The 17,864-nt window shown below is 56.8% G+C and carries 13 protein-coding genes and 1 pseudogene; 6 read left to right on the forward strand and 8 right to left on the reverse strand.

Annotated features, from left to right (window positions below):
• Window positions 1–230: 230 nt before the first annotated feature.
• The 3 genes and pseudogenes from IC37_RS16540 to IC37_RS16550 all read right to left on the reverse strand — a co-directional run bounded on the left by IC37_RS16540 (window position 231) and on the right by IC37_RS16550 (window position 3,923).
• Window positions 231–1,943 carry an ATP-binding cassette domain-containing protein gene (locus tag IC37_RS16540; protein WP_030130488.1) on the reverse strand — a complete coding sequence of 571 codons (1,713 nt, stop codon included), beginning with the start codon at window positions 1,941–1,943 and terminating at the stop codon, window positions 231–233.
• A 19-nt stretch (window positions 1,944–1,962) separates the two neighbouring features.
• A complete protein-coding gene (locus tag IC37_RS16545; protein ID WP_081729344.1) occupies window positions 1,963–3,135 on the reverse strand; it encodes a YcaO-like family protein in 1,173 nt (390 codons plus the stop codon).
• Window positions 3,136–3,649: 514 nt separating this feature from the next.
• Window positions 3,650–3,923 (reverse strand): annotated as a pseudogene (locus IC37_RS16550) (hypothetical protein).
• 89 nt (window positions 3,924–4,012) lie between these two features.
• Here IC37_RS16550 and IC37_RS16555 point away from each other — a divergent pair.
• The gene (locus tag IC37_RS16555; protein ID WP_081729343.1) at window positions 4,013–5,125 is read left to right on the forward strand and encodes an RHS repeat-associated core domain-containing protein; all 1,113 of its coding nucleotides are present in this window, start codon (window positions 4,013–4,015) and stop codon (window positions 5,123–5,125) included.
• 348 nt (window positions 5,126–5,473) lie between these two features.
• Here IC37_RS16555 and IC37_RS16560 read toward each other — a convergent pair whose 3' ends face one another.
• The gene (locus IC37_RS16560; RefSeq protein ID WP_030130486.1) at window positions 5,474–5,827 is read right to left on the reverse strand and encodes a hypothetical protein; all 354 of its coding nucleotides are present in this window, start codon (window positions 5,825–5,827) and stop codon (window positions 5,474–5,476) included.
• A gap of 503 nt (window positions 5,828–6,330) precedes the next feature.
• Between IC37_RS16560 and IC37_RS16565 the strand changes: the two genes are divergently transcribed.
• Window positions 6,331–11,238 carry an NAD-glutamate dehydrogenase gene (locus IC37_RS16565; RefSeq protein WP_030130485.1) on the forward strand — a complete coding sequence of 1,636 codons (4,908 nt, stop codon included), beginning with the start codon at window positions 6,331–6,333 and terminating at the stop codon, window positions 11,236–11,238.
• Between the two features lie 201 nt (window positions 11,239–11,439).
• On the opposite strand, the gene IC37_RS16570 is transcribed toward IC37_RS16565, so the two are convergent.
• From IC37_RS16570 to IC37_RS16580, 3 genes are all read right to left on the reverse strand, one after another.
• The gene (locus IC37_RS16570) at window positions 11,440–11,859 is read right to left on the reverse strand and encodes a cupin domain-containing protein (protein ID WP_030130484.1); all 420 of its coding nucleotides are present in this window, start codon (window positions 11,857–11,859) and stop codon (window positions 11,440–11,442) included.
• A 268-nt stretch (window positions 11,860–12,127) separates the two neighbouring features.
• Entirely contained in the window at window positions 12,128–12,421 is a 294-nt protein-coding gene (locus IC37_RS16575) for an antibiotic biosynthesis monooxygenase family protein (RefSeq protein WP_030130483.1), read from the reverse strand.
• A 123-nt stretch (window positions 12,422–12,544) separates the two neighbouring features.
• Complete coding sequence (locus IC37_RS16580; protein WP_030130482.1) at window positions 12,545–13,978, reverse strand: PLP-dependent aminotransferase family protein; 1,434 nt, start codon at window positions 13,976–13,978, stop codon at window positions 12,545–12,547.
• 205 nt (window positions 13,979–14,183) lie between these two features.
• On the opposite strand from IC37_RS16580, the gene IC37_RS16585 reads away from it, so the two are divergent.
• The gene (locus IC37_RS16585) at window positions 14,184–14,624 is read left to right on the forward strand and encodes a carboxymuconolactone decarboxylase family protein (protein ID WP_030130481.1); all 441 of its coding nucleotides are present in this window, start codon (window positions 14,184–14,186) and stop codon (window positions 14,622–14,624) included.
• Window positions 14,625–14,853: 229 nt separating this feature from the next.
• On the opposite strand, the gene IC37_RS16590 is transcribed toward IC37_RS16585, so the two are convergent.
• The gene (locus tag IC37_RS16590) at window positions 14,854–15,201 is read right to left on the reverse strand and encodes a hypothetical protein (protein WP_030130480.1); all 348 of its coding nucleotides are present in this window, start codon (window positions 15,199–15,201) and stop codon (window positions 14,854–14,856) included.
• 191 nt (window positions 15,202–15,392) lie between these two features.
• On the opposite strand from IC37_RS16590, the gene IC37_RS16595 reads away from it, so the two are divergent.
• Genes IC37_RS16595 through IC37_RS16605 form a run of 3 tightly spaced genes read left to right on the forward strand, consistent with a single transcriptional unit; the run spans window position 15,393 to window position 17,588 of the window.
• Complete coding sequence (locus IC37_RS16595) at window positions 15,393–16,067, forward strand: STN domain-containing protein (protein WP_030130479.1); 675 nt, start codon at window positions 15,393–15,395, stop codon at window positions 16,065–16,067.
• Window positions 16,064–16,609 carry an RNA polymerase sigma factor gene (locus IC37_RS16600; protein WP_030130478.1) on the forward strand — a complete coding sequence of 182 codons (546 nt, stop codon included), beginning with the start codon at window positions 16,064–16,066 and terminating at the stop codon, window positions 16,607–16,609. Before IC37_RS16595 ends, IC37_RS16600 begins: the two co-directional genes overlap by 4 nt.
• 37 nt (window positions 16,610–16,646) lie before the next feature.
• Window positions 16,647–17,588: a FecR family protein gene (locus tag IC37_RS16605; RefSeq protein WP_030130477.1), complete on the forward strand. Its 942-nt coding sequence runs from the start codon at window positions 16,647–16,649 to the stop codon at window positions 17,586–17,588.
• Window positions 17,589–17,864: the final 276 nt, after the last annotated feature.

Below are 17,864 nucleotides of genomic sequence, written 5' to 3' on the forward strand. Positions count from 1 at the left end.
GGCCGAAGACGTTCGAATAACGCCAGGGCTGGGGGCGTTACTTTAATCCATCGCGGGGGGCGGCGACTAACGGCATTTTGTGCAAAGTGCGGGAAATGATTAGAGCAATTGTCTAATTTTTCGTAAGGAGGGGGGCGGTACCTGATCCGAACTCATCGCGAGCAAGTCCGCTCCCACAGGGGGGGCGGGTTGTTTTGGGAGCATGTGATCCAAATGGACGAGCTTGCACACTAAACGCCCACCTCAGGCTGAAGGTCGCTCAGGAGTGAATTGATTGCCGTCTTGTTGGCCAAATCGCACCATCTACCGTCGCCAATAATCACGCCTTCATGCATCACAATGACTCGATCAAAGCGATACAAATGGTGGACATCATGGGTGACACAAATTAGACCGCGCTCGGCAAAAGTGTCGAACAGCAAGTCCCACACAGGGTCGGCCAGCTTCGGTTCGATCGATGCGCTGGGCTCGTCGAACAGGTTGAACCGGCCTGGTCGGTTGATCAGGCGCAGCAATGACAGACGTTTAGCTTCGCCGCCTGAAATATTCGATGCGTTTTCCGTGAGGTGGCGATTGGAGACGATGTCTTCGAGTTTGAGTCGTGTTATTGCCTGGTTCAGGTCTGGCGATGGGGCGACGCCGAACAGCACTGACCGGTCAAAGCTTCCCTCCAGAAACTGAGGTGACTGCGGGCAATACCTGAGGAGTCTCAAGTGGGTTTTGGCGGACAGGCTGGATATCGGTGTGTGATCAATGCTCAAGTGCCTTCTTACTGGAGCGTTCAATCCCGCCAGTACTTGCAGCAGGGTGGATTTTCCCGCGCCGCTTGGGCCGGTGATGGCGACCGAGTCGCCTTGGTTGAACGTGATGGCGTTCTTGATGGACAGTCGGCGGACCCCATCGTCGGTCAAAACGCAGGGTTCGAGCATCAGTGTCGAATTCTGCGTGGGCATGGAGTTGCCCTGTCGGTTATCGTCATCAAAATTTGGCAACGACAATAGTTGCTGGAGCCGACGTTGATCCGCGAGGAATTGGTCCAGCACCCGGTAGCCTTCGGTCAACGCAGTGATGTTGAGTAAAAAACTGCCCGCAATGGAAAATATGGCGACCAGTTGCCCGACAGTGATACTTGGCTCGCCAGACAGCTGGTCAAGGACTCCCCACCCAAGCAGTCCTCCAGTGGCAAGGCTCATAAACAAAACTTTTGACCCACTCAAGAAACCGCCGGAGCTTGCCACGGTGACGGCCGCTTTGGCGTATTGCGCAAAAGCCCGGTTCAACGGCTGAGCTGCCGTGAGTTCCGCACCTTCGAGTTTTATCGATTTACCTGTATTCAGCGTGTTGAACAGAAGAGCGCTTAGTTCGTCCTCTTGCTCGTTGACAGCATCAATGTGTTTTCGGCGCCATCTGATAATCCGATGAGCAACGCACAGGTAGATGACGCCGAGGGCAGTCATCGAAAAGAAAATGCCTGTGCCACCCATATAAACAAAAGCACCTCCGACGATCAGGAATTCCAGACACAAAGGAAATCCGACGGTCACGAAGAAGGTGAGTAGTTGTTCATGCGCTGTAATTCCGCGCTCTACAGATTTTATAAAGTGGCCGATGCGCCAGGAATTGAACTGGAGGAATTCCTTGCGCAAGAGTTGCGCAATCCAGTCAATTGAGGCATTCATTACAACTTGTTGCACCAGTTTGGATAAAAGGAAGATCTGTAGTGGATTAACGACCGCCTGGATGCACCCAGCGATAGCAAAGGCCGCTGTTAGAGATAGTAGTGTATTAATTGTTTCATGGTTGTCTGCGCTTAGCGCGTCGACCACTTTCCCCAAAAGCAATGGCGGTGCTAGTGCTATGATCTTTAGCGTTATTATCGTGGCTATCGTCGATGTCAGTAGTGTTGCATGTTTTTTGCAGGCTGTTTTAATGAGGGTTTTCATCTGGCGCCTATTGATATTTTTAGCCTGCTTTTTGATTAAGTATTCTCTGTGGGGCAACAAGGCAACCATTTCTTATGATGTTGAAACGCTCGAGGCCGGGAATATACGACTGACAAACAATGCCATGGTCGCCGTACTTGGCTACAACTCGGTGATAAATAGTTTTGCCAGTAGTGAATAAATTTTTCTCAAGTGTTGTCAGTTGCAATGGCACGCTCCTAAAATTTGCCAATGGCAGATCGAGTATGGGAAGGCTTAGATTTTTTACAGGTTCGAAATCTATAAGAGATTTAAGTGTGTTTGAGCTTGCCAGGAAATCATGTGTTTTTCTATCGGTCACCTCTTGTGAGTCGTCATAAAGTGCGTTGACTTGAAATTGTTCAGTGATTGCTCTTTGAACAGCAATGCAAATGTCTAGCGAACAGCCAGAACCGACAGGGGAGATATGGAGGTCTCCAGGGCCGGATTTCGGGAATGCCACAGAAAAATATACGTTCAACACATCCTTTATGATAATGATTTGCAGCTTTTCAGCCAGCGCCAAAGCGTAAGGGTTGCTTTGTAGCGCTTTGTCGAGGAGCGCTTTAGAGGGAGCATAAAGTTTCATGGTCGGGCCGAGTCCACAGATCGCCATAAAAAAACTAGACAGGATATGTCTTTCGATCACTTCGTTAGTTCCGTGCAGCAGTGCCTCGGCTTTGGTGCAACCAAATGCGATCCCGGAATTGGAGGAGTAGCGAGACAGAAATTGCATGTTCGCACATTGCCACAAGTTACCCTCCAGCTTGGGGCAAAGAAGGATGCGTGGCACAAAAAGCGTTTTTTCTTTATCAAATGTTGTGAGTCTGAAGACTTCGATTGACTCAGTTGTACAGGGTAGGCCTATTAGAAAGCCGTCGCATTCCGCCCCTTTTTGATTGGTGATAAAATCGCAGCGCTGAATGCTCAGGTTATTTGTATTTTGTTGAAAAGTACTGAAGTGTTCGATGCTTTCTGCTAGTGCTCCGATGAGCGATTCGGGGCCTTTTCCTGCGCCAGATTCGATTAGGTTATTATTGTTGTCAAATAGTTCGGCGGTAGCTACAAGCTTTTCGCTATCGATATGTCGTGTAACGGCCTTCAAGTCTAATGAGTGGATGATTTTCTCAATTTTCAACAATGCTGCGGAAGCGCAGAATTCACGTTCTGACATATAGAGCCTCATAGGATTCTAGAATGCCGAAAGGGCGCCCTTTCGGCATTATTTACAGGTGCTGTCTCAACGAGTGTCAGTTAGCTAGCGAGGCAAAAAAGATTGCTTCAGTTGCCAAAAAGCCGTTTGATGTGCTTTTCACCTGTAGCAGGCCATCCCAAGGGCCTATCTCAGTGCGCTTTTTACCCATGATATTAACTCCTTGTATTGATTGAGCGGTACTCGTAAGTAAGTACCGCACTTGCGATATTCTTTTCGCAAGTGATTTATTAATAGCAGCGAGTTTACTGGTCGGATAGCCGAAAGGTCTGGTGAGAATGTGGGTGAGGTCTTGTCGGTACGTAGGATGAAGATGTGGGAATTGGCGTTTATGTTGCTTTTTTTACTTTATTGTTTCTGTTTCAATGGTTTGACGTGTTTAAGAGGTGCGCGAGATTTGTTGTTTTTTTCGGATTCGGCGTTTCAAAAGTATCTTGGGTAGGGCGAAAACCAAAAGATCCCAGCCTGCGGCGGCTCACAGGGACCTCGTCCAACGCAAGCGCGGGGTATTGCGCAACGTTTCTTCCACCTCCGCCAAATCCCCCGCATTAGTGTTGTGAATGATTTCCAGCGAATCATCACCATTCAACGCATCGGCATCCCCTGCAGCTATTTCGATCAGCAGCAGGGTGGGGCTCAGCGTCGAAGGTTCACCATCCAGAGTCCAGCTCATCCTCGTCCGGATAGGGGCTCATCAGGAACATTTCAACCTGATCGCTGTGGCAGGCGGGCATGGCCTGATCAGGTATTGAACACCTAACAGTTCTGCTAGTAGCTGGCTCTTGGAAACACTTCGATAATCAAGCCTCCCTGGTCTTGCTGATTGGAGTAGTTTCCCGTGCTCAACAAGCTGAAAACACTGCTCGCTCGTTATCAATACGATGCACTGGACCGACTGAGCGTTCATAGGGAGCCTGACAGGCTCGGCTCTCAACGCTTTTACTGTGAAAGCCATTTGGTTACGGAGTTACAAGGCGTAGAACGGCATTCAATCGTCCAGCACGGCGTTCAGCTGTTGGCGCAACGGATGCTAGTCAGCGGTCGGCTTGAAAGCACGTTGTTGGCCACAGACCTGCAGCGTTCTGTGCTAAACGTGACCCAAGGGGAAAGTCCGAACGCCATCGCTTACTCTCCCTATGGTTATCGTCCCCGGGAAAACGGGTTGAGCAGTATGTTGGGTTTCAATGGTCAACGGCCGGACCCGATGACCGGGCATTATTTATTGGGCAATGGCTATCGGGCGTTTAATCCGGTGCTGATGCGATTTAACAGTCCTGATAGTTTGAGTCCGTTTGATAAGGGTGGATTGAACGCATATACCTACTGTCTTGGTGATCCTATAAATCAGAGCGACCCTTCAGGGCATTTTCCTTTTCGTTTGAGTTTTCGTTTTCCTTTTGTTTTTCCTAGGGTTTTAGTTGGAATGGAAAATCCATATGCATCTGTAGGAATGCCCGTGAAACCTGTATCCAATGTAACGAGGATTTCTAAGGGGGTGATTTCCTTTGTAGATGAAACCAATAAAGGACGTAGGCTAAATTTTGTAGCTCATGGAACCGGAGACGGGAGAGTGCAGTTCGGTAATGGCGCGAACCTTGATGCCAAGCAGTTTTATGATAGAGCTATGAAATCAGGCGTATCCTTTGATGGGTATGACAGCCTACGCATGGTGATGTGTAACTCGGCTGGTAACTGGCAATCCCAAGCGGCAGGGCCTACCTTCGCTCAATCGCTTTCGAATTTGACGGGGCTTCCCGTAAAGGGTTACAGAGGAGTTGTTAGAGTCCCCAATTTTGCTCCAGTTTTTAAAAAGTTAAAAATTGGTGAGGTTAGAAGGCGGGGTTATTACTTTGGCGTTAATAAGGATAAGTCGTTAAGTAAGCCCGTTCATTCTGTTAGTTATGAGCCCGACAAAACATTGAGTGAACTGGCTATTGGTATTAGAGGGTGAGATATTGTTCGTCTACATTGGCGGTCTTGGTGCAGGTGTTTGATAGTCATTTTCTTGCGTTGCGTTGCGTTGCGTTGCGTTGCGTTGCATTGTGTTGCAAGCAATCCAGTTGTTTTTTGTAAATGTCCATTCTTTAAACCTTCGCGGGTAGGGGGTAAGCATTTGTGCAAAGTGCGGGAATGGATGGGGGGATTAGTTGGAAGTTTGTAGAGCGCGTAGGAATAGCCTGTTCTTTCGTACGCCTTCGCGGGCAAGCCTCGCTCCTACAGTACAAAGGCTGCCGCGATAGGGTGTCCGACTCAAAACCTGGAGCGAGGCTTGCCCGCGAAGGAGCCCGTTCAGCCACCATCAGAGTTCGCTAATGTAAGTACCCGTCCCCTTGAGAATGTTTTGCAGCGTTTCTTCCACTTCATCCAGGTCCGCCGCATCGGTGCTGTGCAGGATTTCCAGCGAATCTTCACCATCGAGCACATCGACGTCCGCGGCGGCGATTTCGATCAGCAGGCGGTCAGGGCTGAGGGTGACTTTCACACCGTTGAGGGCCGAAGGCTTGTCGTGGAAGATGATCTCCAGCTCATCCTCGTCCGGAAAGCGGCTCATCAGGAACATTTCACCCTCGGCGCTGGTGCAGCAGAGCATGGCCAAGTTGTCTTCTTCTTCGTCGCACGGGTTGACGATCAAGAGGTCAGTTGTCATTTGCATGGGAAAATCCTGGCTCGGCGAGCGTGGTGAACGTAACAAAAAGCAATTCTGCCAGCCCCGGGGAATTTCTGCTCGGCTGAGTGTCAGAAGATGTGTCGTGAACATTCTGGGTGTTACTGGTCATTTTTGGCACGCATGTACCGTAAAACCGGGCATAAAGCGCCCGTTTTGCTACACGGCTGCTAGTGTTGTTCAAGGCACGTGCCGCGAGTTACGTGCCGATGACCGAATATGTCGCAGCGCTGCAAGCACGGCCCTTGCCGCACTCGTTAAGCTGCGCTACGGATGAGCACCCGTAAAGGCATTGCGCTATATGTCGCGCAGTCGTTTTTGCAGATGCCCATTCAATGGAAGGTGAATGTGACCTGAGTGTCTCGTCCAGCTTCACCCACCTGTCATCCTGTTTCCTCTGCCCGAGAATCAGGAACAGGGTGACGGATTGCCCCGAAAGGGGTTTGCACGCGACGCTTCCATCAATAACAAGCCCAAGCGGAGTACCACAGATGGCGTTCTTCACCGCAGCCAGCAAAGCCGACTTCCAGCACCAACTGCAAGCGGCACTGGCGCAGCACATCAGTGAACAGGCACTGCCACAAGTGGCGCTGTTCGCCGAACAATTCTTCGGCATCATTTCCCTGGACGAGCTGACCCAGCGTCGGTTGTCCGACCTCGCCGGCTGCACCCTTTCTGCGTGGCGCCTGCTTGAGCGCTTCGATCACGCGCATCCGCAAGTGCGCGTCTACAACCCCGATTACGAACGCCACGGCTGGCAGTCGACCCACACCGCGGTCGAAGTGCTGCACCACGATCTGCCGTTCCTGGTGGACTCGGTGCGTACCGAGCTGAACCGCCGCGGCTACAGCATTCATACCCTGCAAACCACTGTGCTGAGCGTGCGTCGCGGCAGCAAGGGTGAGCTGCTGGAAATCTTGCCGAAAGGCACCCAGGGCGAAGGCATTCTGCAAGAATCGCTGATGTACCTGGAAATCGACCGTTGCGCCAACACGGCCGAACTGAACGTCCTGACCAAAGAGCTGGAGCAGGTTCTCGGTGAAGTCCGCGTCGCGGTCGCCGATTTCGAACCGATGAAAGCCAAGGTCCAGGAGCTGATCGAAGGCATCGACAACAGCCGGTTCATCATCAACGCCGACGAAAAGTCCGAAATCAAGAGCTTCCTGGAATGGCTGGTGGGCAACCACTTCACCTTCCTGGGCTACGAAGAATTCGTGGTGGGCGAAGATCAGAACGGCGGTCACATCGAATATGACCAGAACTCGTTCCTTGGCCTGACCAAACTGCTGCGCGCCGGCCTGACCGTCGATGATCTGCGCATCGAAGACTACGCCGTCAACTACCTGCGTGAACCGACCCCGCTGTCGTTCGCCAAGGCTGCACACCCAAGCCGTGTCCACCGTCCGGCTTACCCGGATTACGTGTCGATTCGCCAGATCGATGCCGATGGCAAAGTCGTTAAAGAATGCCGCTTCATGGGCCTGTACACCTCCTCGGTGTATGGCGAAAGCGTGCGGGTCATTCCTTACATCCGTCGCAAGGTCGAGATCATCGAACAGCGTTCGGGCTTCCAGGCCAAGGCTCACTTGGGCAAGGAACTGGCCCAGGTGCTTGAAGTGTTGCCGCGCGACGACTTGTTCCAGACCCCGGTGGACGAACTGTTCGCCACCGTGATGTCGATCGTGCAGATCCAGGAACGCAACAAGATCCGCGTGTTCCTGCGCAAAGACCCGTACGGCCGTTTCTGCTACTGCCTGGCCTACGTGCCGCGCGACATCTATTCCACCGAAGTGCGCCAGAAGATCCAGCAAGTGCTGATGGATCGTCTGAAAGCCTCGGACTGCGAGTTCTGGACTTTCTTCTCCGAGTCCGTGCTGGCCCGTGTGCAACTGATTCTGCGGGTCGATCCGAAGAATCGTCTGGACATCGATCCGCTGCTGCTGGAAAAAGAAGTGGTACAGGCCTGCCGCAGCTGGCAGGACGACTACGCGAGCCTGACGGTTGAAAGTTTCGGCGAGGCCAGCGGCACCAACGTGCTGGCCGACTTCCCGAAAGGCTTCCCGGCCGGTTACCGCGAGCGTTTCGCCGCCCACTCGGCTGTGGTCGACATGCAGCACCTGCTGAGCCTGAACGAAAAAAATCCGCTGGTCATGAGCTTCTATCAGCCGCTGGCTCAGGTCTCCGGTCAGCGCATGCTGCACTGCAAGCTGTATCACGCCGATACGCCGCTGGCGTTGTCCGACGTGTTGCCGATTCTGGAAAACCTTGGCCTGCGCGTGTTGGGTGAATTCCCGTATCGCCTGCGTCACAACAATGGCCGCGAATTCTGGATTCACGACTTCGCGTTCACTGCCGCCGAAGGCCTGGAACTCGACATCCAGCAACTCAACGACACCTTGCAGGACGCCTTCGTCCACATCGTGCGTGGCGATGCCGAGAACGATGCATTCAACCGCCTGGTGCTGACCGCCGGTCTGCCATGGCGCGATGTGGCGCTGCTGCGTGCCTACGCGCGTTACATGAAGCAGATTCGCCTGGGCTTCGACCTGGGTTACATCGCCAGCACCCTGAACAACCACACCGACATCGCTCGCGAGTTGACCCGGTTGTTCAAGACCCGTTTCTACCTGGCGCGCAAGCTCGGTACTGACGATCTGGAAGACAAGCAGCAACGTCTGGAACACGCGATTCTGGCGGCACTGGACGATGTTCAGGTGCTGAACGAAGACCGCATCCTGCGTCGTTACCTGGACCTGATCAAAGCGACCCTGCGGACCAACTTCTACCAGACCGACGCCAACGGTCAGAACAAGTCCTACTTCAGCTTCAAGTTCAACCCGCACCAGATTCCAGAGCTGCCGAAGCCGGTTCCGAAGTTCGAAATCTTCGTTTATTCGCCTCGCGTTGAAGGCGTGCACCTGCGCTTCGGCAACGTTGCTCGCGGTGGCCTGCGCTGGTCCGACCGTGAAGAAGACTTCCGCACCGAAGTCCTGGGCCTGGTAAAAGCCCAGCAAGTGAAGAACTCGGTCATCGTACCCGTGGGTGCGAAGGGCGGCTTCCTGCCGCGTCGCCTGCCACTGGGCGGCAGCCGTGACGAGATCGCGGCCGAGGGCATCGCCTGCTACCGCATCTTCATCTCGGGCCTGTTGGACATCACCGACAACCTGAAAGACGGCGTACTGGTACCGCCGGCCAACGTCGTGCGTCATGACGACGATGACCCGTACCTGGTAGTAGCGGCGGACAAGGGCACTGCGACCTTCTCCGACATCGCCAACGGCATCGCCATCGACTACGGCTTCTGGCTGGGTGACGCGTTCGCTTCTGGCGGCTCGGCCGGTTACGACCACAAGAAAATGGGCATTACCGCCAAGGGCGCGTGGGTTGGCGTACAGCGCCACTTCCGTGAACGCGGCATCAATGTTCAGGAAGACAGCATCACTGTGGTGGGCGTCGGCGACATGGCCGGTGACGTGTTCGGTAACGGCTTGCTGATGTCCGACAAGCTGCAACTGGTCGCAGCGTTCAACCACCTGCACATCTTCATTGACCCGAATCCTGCGCCTGCCAACAGCTTCGCCGAGCGTCAGCGTCTGTTCGACTTGCCGCGTTCGGCCTGGTCGGACTACGACACCAGCATCATGTCCGAAGGCGGCGGGATCTTCTCGCGCAGCGCAAAAAGCATCGCGATTTCCCCGCAGATGAAAGAGCGTTTCGACATTCAGGCGGACAAGCTGACCCCGACCGAACTGCTGAATGCCTTGCTCAAGGCACCGGTGGATCTGTTGTGGAACGGCGGTATCGGTACGTACGTGAAAGCCAGCTCCGAAAGCCACGCCGATGTCGGCGACAAGGCCAACGATGCACTGCGCGTGAACGGCAACGAACTGCGCTGCAAAGTCGTGGGCGAGGGCGGTAACCTCGGTATGACTCAACTGGGTCGTGTCGAATTCGGCCTCAATGGCGGCGGTTCCAACACCGACTTCATCGACAACGCCGGTGGTGTGGACTGCTCCGACCACGAAGTGAATATCAAGATCCTGCTGAACGAAGTGGTACACGCAGGTGACATGACCGACAAGCAACGTAACCAGTTGCTGGCGAGCATGACCGACGAAGTCGGTAACCTGGTGCTTGGCAACAACTATAAGCAGACTCAGGCCCTGTCCCTGGCGGCACGTCGTGCCTTGCCGCGGATTGCCGAATACAAGCGTCTGATGAACGATCTGGAAGGCCGCGGCAAGCTGGATCGCGCCATCGAGTTCCTGCCGGCTGAAGAGGCGATCAACGAGCGCGTCGCGGCGGGCCATGGCCTGACCCGTGCCGAGCTGTCGGTGCTGATCTCCTACAGCAAGATCGACCTCAAGGAAGCGCTGCTCAACTCCTTGGTACCGGATGACGATTACCTGACGCGCGACATGGAAACCGCTTTCCCGCCGTCGCTGGTGAGCAAGTTCTCCGCTGCCATGCGCCGTCACCGTCTGAAGCGTGAAATCGTCAGCACCCAGATCGCCAACGATCTGGTGAACCACATGGGCATCACCTTCGTTCAACGACTCAAAGAGTCGACCGGCATGAGCCCGGCGAACGTGGCCGGTGCTTATGTGATCGTGCGTGACATCTTCCACCTCCCGCACTGGTTCCGTCAGATCGAAGCCCTGGACTACCAGGTTTCGGCCGACGTTCAACTGGAGCTGATGGATGAGCTGATGCGTCTGGGCCGCCGCGCTACGCGCTGGTTCCTGCGTGCCCGCCGCAACGAGCAGAATGCTGCCCGTGACGTCGCGCACTTCGGTCCGCATCTGAAGGAATTGGGTCTCAAGCTCGACGAACTGCTGAGCGGCGAGATCCACGAGAACTGGCAGGCCCGCTATGAGGCGTACGTCGAAGCCGGTGTGCCGGAGTTGCTCGCGCGCATGGTGGCTGGCACCTCGCACCTGTACACGCTGCTGCCGATCATCGAGGCCTCCGACGTGACCGGGCAGAATCCTGCGGATGTGGCCAAGGCCTACTTCGCCGTGGGCAGCGCGCTGGACATCACCTGGTACTTGCAGCAGATCAGCGCCCTGCCAGTTGAAAACAACTGGCAGGCCCTGGCCCGTGAAGCGTTCCGCGACGATGTCGACTGGCAACAACGTGCGATCACCATCTCCGTCCTGCAACAGGGCGATGGCACCCAGGACGTGGAAACACGCTTGGCGCTGTGGATGGAAGAGCACGAAGGCATGATCGAACGCTGGCGCGCGATGCTGGTGGAAATCCGTGCCGCCAGCGGCACTGACTACGCCATGTACGCGGTGGCCAACCGTGAACTGCTGGACTTGGCGTTGAGCGGTCAAGCGGTGGTGCCTGCCACTGCCACCACAACTGCCAGTGCCGAGCTGGAGCCGGCTGCCTGATAGGCGTTGAATGAAAAAGCCCCGTCTCGAAAGAGATGGGGTTTTTTTTTGTCTGAAGGTTTTGTGGTGTCTGGTCGGGCTCTTTCGCGAGCAAGCCCGCTCCCACAGTAGATTTCTGTTGTGCACATATTCCACATACACCCACGTTCAAATGTGGGAGCGGGCTTGCTCGCGAAGAGGCCATCAGCATCACCTCCGCGATCAGTTCTCCAAAGGAATCAACACTTTCTCATCCGGGGCCAACACCATGAACACCAACAGCTTGGCGGGTTGGGTGGCGCTGGCGTTTTTCGAGACCAGATGTTCCGACCCGGCCGGTTCGTACCAGAACTCACCGGCCTTGTAGGTAATCGCTTTTTCACCTTTGACTTGCGAAATGATCTCCCCCGAAAGCACATAGGCCATGGCCGTGCCCTGGTGTTTATGGGCGATGGACGATTGGCCCGGTTGGTAATCGACTTCGATCATCAAGGCTTTTTTGCCGGGTGCGTTTTTCAGCATCTGGTCCTGCAGAACGGTGACTTTTTCTGAAGGGGGAGCGGTGTCGTGGGCGAATACCGGGGCTGAAACACTCAGCGTCAGGGCGGCGAGAGGAGCGGCAAAAAAACGAAGTGTTTTCATGGTTGATTACCTGAGGTGGTGAGTCGTCAGCGACCACAGTAAGCCGCGCTATCGGGCAATCAAACGGCCAATTTTCGGGAAGGTGAGGGGACCAATCACAGAGTGCGCAGGGCTAAAGGGTGATGAACTGTGGCGAGGGAGCTTGCTCCCGCTGGGTTGCGAAGCGGCCCCAAAACCGGTGGGCGCGCAGGATCAGGCAGACTGCGTTCGCCGGATTACGTCTGCTGCGCAGACGAGCGGGAGCAAGCTCCCTCGCCACAGGTGTTTGTCAGACGATCGGAAAGCTGTTGAAGTCGACGGCATTGGCCAGTCGGCTGTCGATCAGGCCGATAAAGCCTTGCACTTCGGGGCAGTTGAAATGCGCGTGCATGGCCGCTTCCGATTGCCAGCGGGCGCTGACCGTCCAGCGGGTGTCGTCCTCGGGGCAGCGGTCGACCATATAGGAATCGCAGCCCGGAAGTTCGCGCAGGGTTTCGACAATCTTTTGCAGTTGCTTACCCAGCTCATCCGAGCGGCCGGTGGCGGCCTGCACCTTTACGGTGTTGATCACTTCGTTGGACATTGCTCACACTCCTGAATCAGGCCGGACGAATCCTGCTCATTGAGGGATAACGCCCAATCAGGATAGGCCTGCACCCCCAGACCGCCAATAGCCAATCACCGGATAAAGCCGCAGACCAATCCCTCAGCCGAGCTGCTGCAAAATGTCCCTTAGCCGGTCCAGGGCGATGTCGATGTCCAGGGTTTCGATCGCGCCGAACCCCAGGAAAAGCCCGGCCCGCGGCGCTTGCTGGTAAAAAAAGTCGTCCAGGGCATAGAGCCCCACTTCGACTTTTTTTGCCAATTCGATCACCAATGGAATATCGACCGGGACCTTGCACAGCGCCGCCATGTGGAACCCGGCCGTGGTCGGCACCGCTTCAAACCACGGCGAAAGGTCGCCCGCCATGCGCGCCAGGATCCGTTCACGGCGCCCGGCGTAAATCGTGTGGCAGCGCCGGATGTGCTTGAGCAGACAGCCTTCGGCGATGAACTTGGCGAGGGCCCATTGGGGCAGGGTAGAGGTGTGCAGGTCGGTGAGCTGCTTGGCGCGGATCACCGCTTCGAGAATCGCTGGCGGCAAAATCGCGTACCCGAGCCTCAGCTCCGGCAACAAGGTCTTCGAGAACGTGCCGACGTAGGCGACGATGCCGCGCTGATCCAGGCTTTGCAAAGAGTCAGTGGGCCGGCCTTCGTAGCGGAATTCGCTGTCGTAATCGTCTTCGATGATGATCGCCCCCAGCTCGTATGCCCTTGCGAGCAGGGCTTCGCGGCGGGGCTGGCTCATGGGCATGCCCAAAGGGAACTGGTGGGACGGGGTGACGTAAATCAGCCGGGTACCGTCGGGAATGTGCTCGACCTGGATGCCTTGCTCATCCACCGGCACGCCGACCACCGTTGCGCCATGGCTCCCGAACAACAGGCGCGCTGGCGGGTAGCCGGGATCTTCCATGGCAACGAGGCCGCCCGGTTGGGTCAGCACTCGGGAAATCAGGTCCAGCGCCTGCTGTGCGCCGTTGCACACCACCACGTCTTCGTCCTGACAATTGACCCCGCGGGAAAATGCTATGTGCCGTGCGATCGCATTGCGCAGCGCCGGCAGGCCTTCGGGCAGGCTATAGAAACCTTTGGAACCGGCAATCTGGCGCAAGGCATGGGAGGTGCAGCGGCGCCAATCGTCCTGCGGAAACTGGCCCTTGCTGGTGGCGCCACCGATGAACTCGTAACGCAGCGAGCCTTCCAGCGTCGGGTGGCGCAAGAATGTCGGCAGGCTGCGCCAGCGTTCGATGACCTCAAAGCTCGCCAGCTCGGAATGGCTCTGCTTGCGGACGATTTTTGCCGGCCGGGCATTGACGTAAGTGCCTTTGCCGATCACCCCGGTGAGGAAGTTTTCATAGGTCAATTGCGTATACGTGTCGGAAATGGTCTTGCGCGAAATCCCCAGTTGTTCGGCCAGCAAGCGGCTGGGCGGCAGCTGAGTCCCGGCTGTCAGGCGGCCGGACTCGATGGCGTCGCGCAGTTGCCGGTACAACTGGCCTGCCAGGTCCTTGCGGCCGTTGATGACAACATGAAGTTCCATACCGGCGGGGCTCCTGGGGCGGTTGAGGCGACTGTGCGTCGCGCCAGATTACCCGCATGAACGGCTGTGCAGAAGTTGCGTGGGCGAAAAACCTGCGATTGGCCTGCTGCCGGGCGGTCCATGGCTTTTTCGCTGAATTGGGTCTGTAACACGGGGGCGTCGGCGGCTAGTGTGGAGGCACTGATTCGATCCATGAGGTCGCCCCATGAACGCCCGTCTGGATTACTACAGCGCATCCCCCAAAGCGATGAAAGCCATGATTGCCCTGGAGGCCTTGACCCGCGATCTGAGCATTGAACCGGCCTTGTTGAACCTGATCAAAATCCGCGCCTCGCAGCTCAATGGCTGCGCTTTCTGCACCGACATGCACTCGGTGGACGCGCGCCGCTTCGGCGAGAGCGATCGCCGGCTGTATGGGATCGTGGTCTGGCGCGACAGCAACTTCTTCAACCCTCGGGAGCGGGCGGCCCTGGCCTGGACCGAAGCGGTGACCCTGCTCTCGGAAAGCCGAGTGCCGGACGACGTTTACGCTCAGGCCCGGGAGCAATTCAGCGAAGGCGAACTGGTCGACCTGACAATGGCGGTCAGCACCATCAACAGCTGGAATCGCCTGGCGGTGAGCTTTCGGCAAATGCCTAGTGATTGATCAATGAGGAGTCTCACCTATGGCGAGGGGGGCTCACCGCAATCCATGTGGGAGCGGGCTTGCTCGCGAAGGCATTGTGTCAGGCGACATCAATGTTGACTGTGCCGCCGTCTTCGCGAGCAAGCCCGCTCCCACAGGTTCTACAGCTTAACTGACTGGCATTTAGGGCAAGCCCCCTCGCCACAGATGCAGGCAGGCTTGAAGATCTCACCTGCCATGCAGTGACCGATCACCTGCCATTGAGCAGCGGCGAAGTCCCGGTCGCCGGCGCCGGTCGCTGCGGTTTCACTGATGTGCCAAAGGTATTGCCCATGCGCGTGCTGGTGGCGGCCGGTGTGGCCAGGCCCAACTGATGGGGCGGCCGTTTGTTGATCGGTACGTTCATCGCCTGCTGATTTTTCTGCGCAGCGGCAGCCCCCTCGGGGTTGTTGCCCATCTGCTGGCTGAGGCAGTTGTAGTCCGGCGCCTTGTAGCCACCGACCGTCACTTCGACGCAACCCAGCGGTTGTTCAGCCTGGGTCAGCGACAGCCCGGTCATCAGCAACACGCCCGCTGCAAGGCTCGATAGATGTTTCATTGAAGGCCTCCTGGCCGGCCACAAAGGGGCCGCTCTGGAGCGTGAGTCTAGAGCAAAGCGCTTTAACGGCGCGTGATGGTTTTTTTGCACCGGCCGTCACATCAGATTCATATACAGCCCTCAGGATGACGGTTTTCAGGGGTACGTCAGCCGTGCAGCGAGGCAGAGCCAGGGACGGGCGCCAGGTTTTAATGACTCACGTTCGCCAGGCTTGCCTGGCGTTGCTGTTTTGGTTGATGTCATCGGCAGTGTCCGCAGGTCCCGTCGATCCGCGCACACCGCTGGAACTGGACATCCCGGCCCAGGCATTGGCCAGCGCGCTTGAACGGTTCAGTCGCTCCACCGGCATGGCCGTTCTGGTGGATCGCCAGCTGACCCGCGGTCGTCGTTCGGTCGCCGTGAAAGGACACTTGAATGCTACCGATGCGTTGAGTCTGATGCTCAGTGGCAGCGGGCTGATGGCGCGGTATGCCCGAGCGGATGCGTTCACCTTGCAGGTGGCGCAGGTCGCCGAGGTGTCAGGCACAGTCGCAAACAATGCGCCACTTGCGGGCGGCAGTTATGCGACGGCGATTCAAACGGCGCTCGAACGTCGTTTGTGCCGCTCGCCTTTGACCCGGCCGGGCAGTTTTCGGGCGTTGTTGCAACTGTGGATCGGTCGTGACGGTGTGGTGCAGTACAGCCGCCTGGTCAGTTCCACAGGTGACATCCAGCGCGACTCGGCGCTGGTGGAAAGTTTACGCAACCTCAGAATAGAACGCCCGGCGCCCAGCTCTCTTGGCCAGCCGGTCACGCTGCTTTTGTTACCGCAATCGTCAGGAAAACGCATGGAATGCACACAATGGGAAGGAGTTTCCGGGGGATGAAAGACACCGGGCAAAGTTCGATGGTCAGGTTGTTCCTGACGTCCTATGACGATTTCAAGGTGCGCTTGCGCAGGCGCCTGGGTTCGGAGGATCTGGTCAACGACGTCCTGCACGAAACCTACCTGCGGGTCGACCGCATGGAAGCCCCGCCGAACATCGCACAACCCAATGCCTACCTCTACCGCATGGCCCTGAACATTGCTGCCGACCGGCGCCAGTCGGACGCCCGGTTGCTGACCGGCAGTGAGGTGGAGGAGCTGTTGCAGGTGTCCGACGAAGCGCTCGACCCGGCGCGGGTGGTGGGCGGTCAGAAGGAAATTCAGTCGCTGCTCAAAGCGCTGTACGAATTGCCGGCGCGTCGGCGCAAGATCTTTATCGCCGCGCGCCTGGAAGAGGCGCCGCACCTGGAAATCTCCCAGCGTTTCGGCATTTCGACACGGATGGTCGAGAAGGAAATCAAAGCTGCGTTGGGCCATTGCGCCGCGCGCCTGGAAAGAAAAGTCATTCAGCGGTTCGGTCCCGGCGCGGGAAAACCGTCTTGATAGAAGAGTCCAGATTAATCCGTGAGTACCCCCGCGCTTGAACATCTTCCGTATGTCATTCCCTGAGGCGACACCCCAGGACCGGCTGCAAAGCGAAGCCCAGGACTGGTTGATCCTTTTGACCTCGGGCCGGGCGACCGTCGCCGATGCTCGTGCCTTGCGCCAGTGGTGCGCGCAAAGCCCCGAACACGCCCGTGCATTCGAGCAAAGCAAGCTGTTGTGGCAGCAGTTGCAACCCGCCGCCGAAGGTTTGCAGGCGCCGCGGCATCTGGGCCGTCGGGCGTTTCTTGGCGGCGCCATCGCGGCGTCCGCGGCGTTCTTGCTGATTCGTGGCACCGTGCCGGGCGGTTTTTCCGGGCTGGGCGCTGACTACATCACTGAAGTCGGCGAGCAGCGGCGGGTCGATCTGGCGGACGGCGTGAGCCTGGAGCTCAACACCCAGACGCGGATCAATCGCCGTGACAGTGCCGATGGCGAGCGCAATTTCGAACTGGTCAGCGGCGAAGTCGAAGTCCTGACCCGTGCTCAGGCGCCGCTCAAGGTTCAGGCCGGGGCAGGGTGGTTGAGTGCGAGTCAGGCGCGGTTCAATCTGCGCAATACCGATCAGAGCGTATGCGTTACCTGTCTGGACGGCGCGTTGCAGGTCGATGTGCAGGGGCGCGGCATTCGCCTGGAATCAGGCCAGCAACTGACCTATGACGCCCAGCGAGTCGGCACGCCGCAAGCGGTCGACACCTCGGCGGTGATTGCCTGGCGCCAGCAAGTACTGGTGTTCAACGACGCTACGCTGTCGACGGTGATCGACGAGATCAACCGTTACCGCCCCGGTATGTTGCTGCTGCTCAACAGCGAGTTAGGCAAGCGCAAGGTTCAGGCCCGTTTCAGCCTGGATCAACTGGCGGGGGTGGCGTTGTTGATTCGCGATGCGTATGGGGCCAAATGCACTGAATTGCCGGGTGGGGTGGTGGTGCTCAGTTAGTGGTGGGCTTGAGGTTTTGGGTGTTGCGACTAGCGCCTTCGCGAGCAAGCCCGCTCCCACATGGGGTCTCCAGTGAGCATGGGTTTTGTGTACGCCAGAAATCCGATGTGTGAGGTGGTGCTCGGTTGATGTGATGGTGTCTGTGCTGATGCCATCGCGAGCAGGCTCGCTCCCACATGGGGTCTCCAGTGAACATGGATTTTGTGTACGCCGGAGATCAAATAATGAAATGGCTACCCCCGCCGCCCCCTGCGATCGCCCACTAAGCTTTCGCAG

Source organism: Pseudomonas sp. QTF5, from assembly GCF_000512695.2.
Taxonomy (GTDB): Bacteria; Pseudomonadota; Gammaproteobacteria; order Pseudomonadales; family Pseudomonadaceae; genus Aquipseudomonas.

What these genes read in the sequence shown, in the direction of transcription:
- IC37_RS16545 (WP_081729344.1), bottom strand. Translation starts at nt 3,135, where the DNA reads ATGTCAGAACGTGAATTCTGCGCTTCCGCAGCATTGTTGAAAATTGAG.
- IC37_RS16595 (WP_030130479.1), top strand. Translation starts at nt 15,393, where the DNA reads ATGACTCACGTTCGCCAGGCTTGCCTGGCGTTGCTGTTTTGGTTGATG.
- IC37_RS16600 (WP_030130478.1), top strand. Translation starts at nt 16,064, where the DNA reads ATGAAAGACACCGGGCAAAGTTCGATGGTCAGGTTGTTCCTGACGTCC.
- IC37_RS16565 (WP_030130485.1), top strand. Translation starts at nt 6,331, where the DNA reads ATGGCGTTCTTCACCGCAGCCAGCAAAGCCGACTTCCAGCACCAACTG.
- IC37_RS16560 (WP_030130486.1), bottom strand. Translation starts at nt 5,827, where the DNA reads ATGCAAATGACAACTGACCTCTTGATCGTCAACCCGTGCGACGAAGAA.
- IC37_RS16585 (WP_030130481.1), top strand. Translation starts at nt 14,184, where the DNA reads ATGAACGCCCGTCTGGATTACTACAGCGCATCCCCCAAAGCGATGAAA.
- IC37_RS16575 (WP_030130483.1), bottom strand. Translation starts at nt 12,421, where the DNA reads ATGTCCAACGAAGTGATCAACACCGTAAAGGTGCAGGCCGCCACCGGC.
- IC37_RS16540 (WP_030130488.1), bottom strand. Translation starts at nt 1,943, where the DNA reads ATGAAAACCCTCATTAAAACAGCCTGCAAAAAACATGCAACACTACTG.
- IC37_RS16580 (WP_030130482.1), bottom strand. Translation starts at nt 13,978, where the DNA reads ATGGAACTTCATGTTGTCATCAACGGCCGCAAGGACCTGGCAGGCCAG.
- IC37_RS16590 (WP_030130480.1), bottom strand. Translation starts at nt 15,201, where the DNA reads ATGAAACATCTATCGAGCCTTGCAGCGGGCGTGTTGCTGATGACCGGG.
- IC37_RS16570 (WP_030130484.1), bottom strand. Translation starts at nt 11,859, where the DNA reads ATGAAAACACTTCGTTTTTTTGCCGCTCCTCTCGCCGCCCTGACGCTG.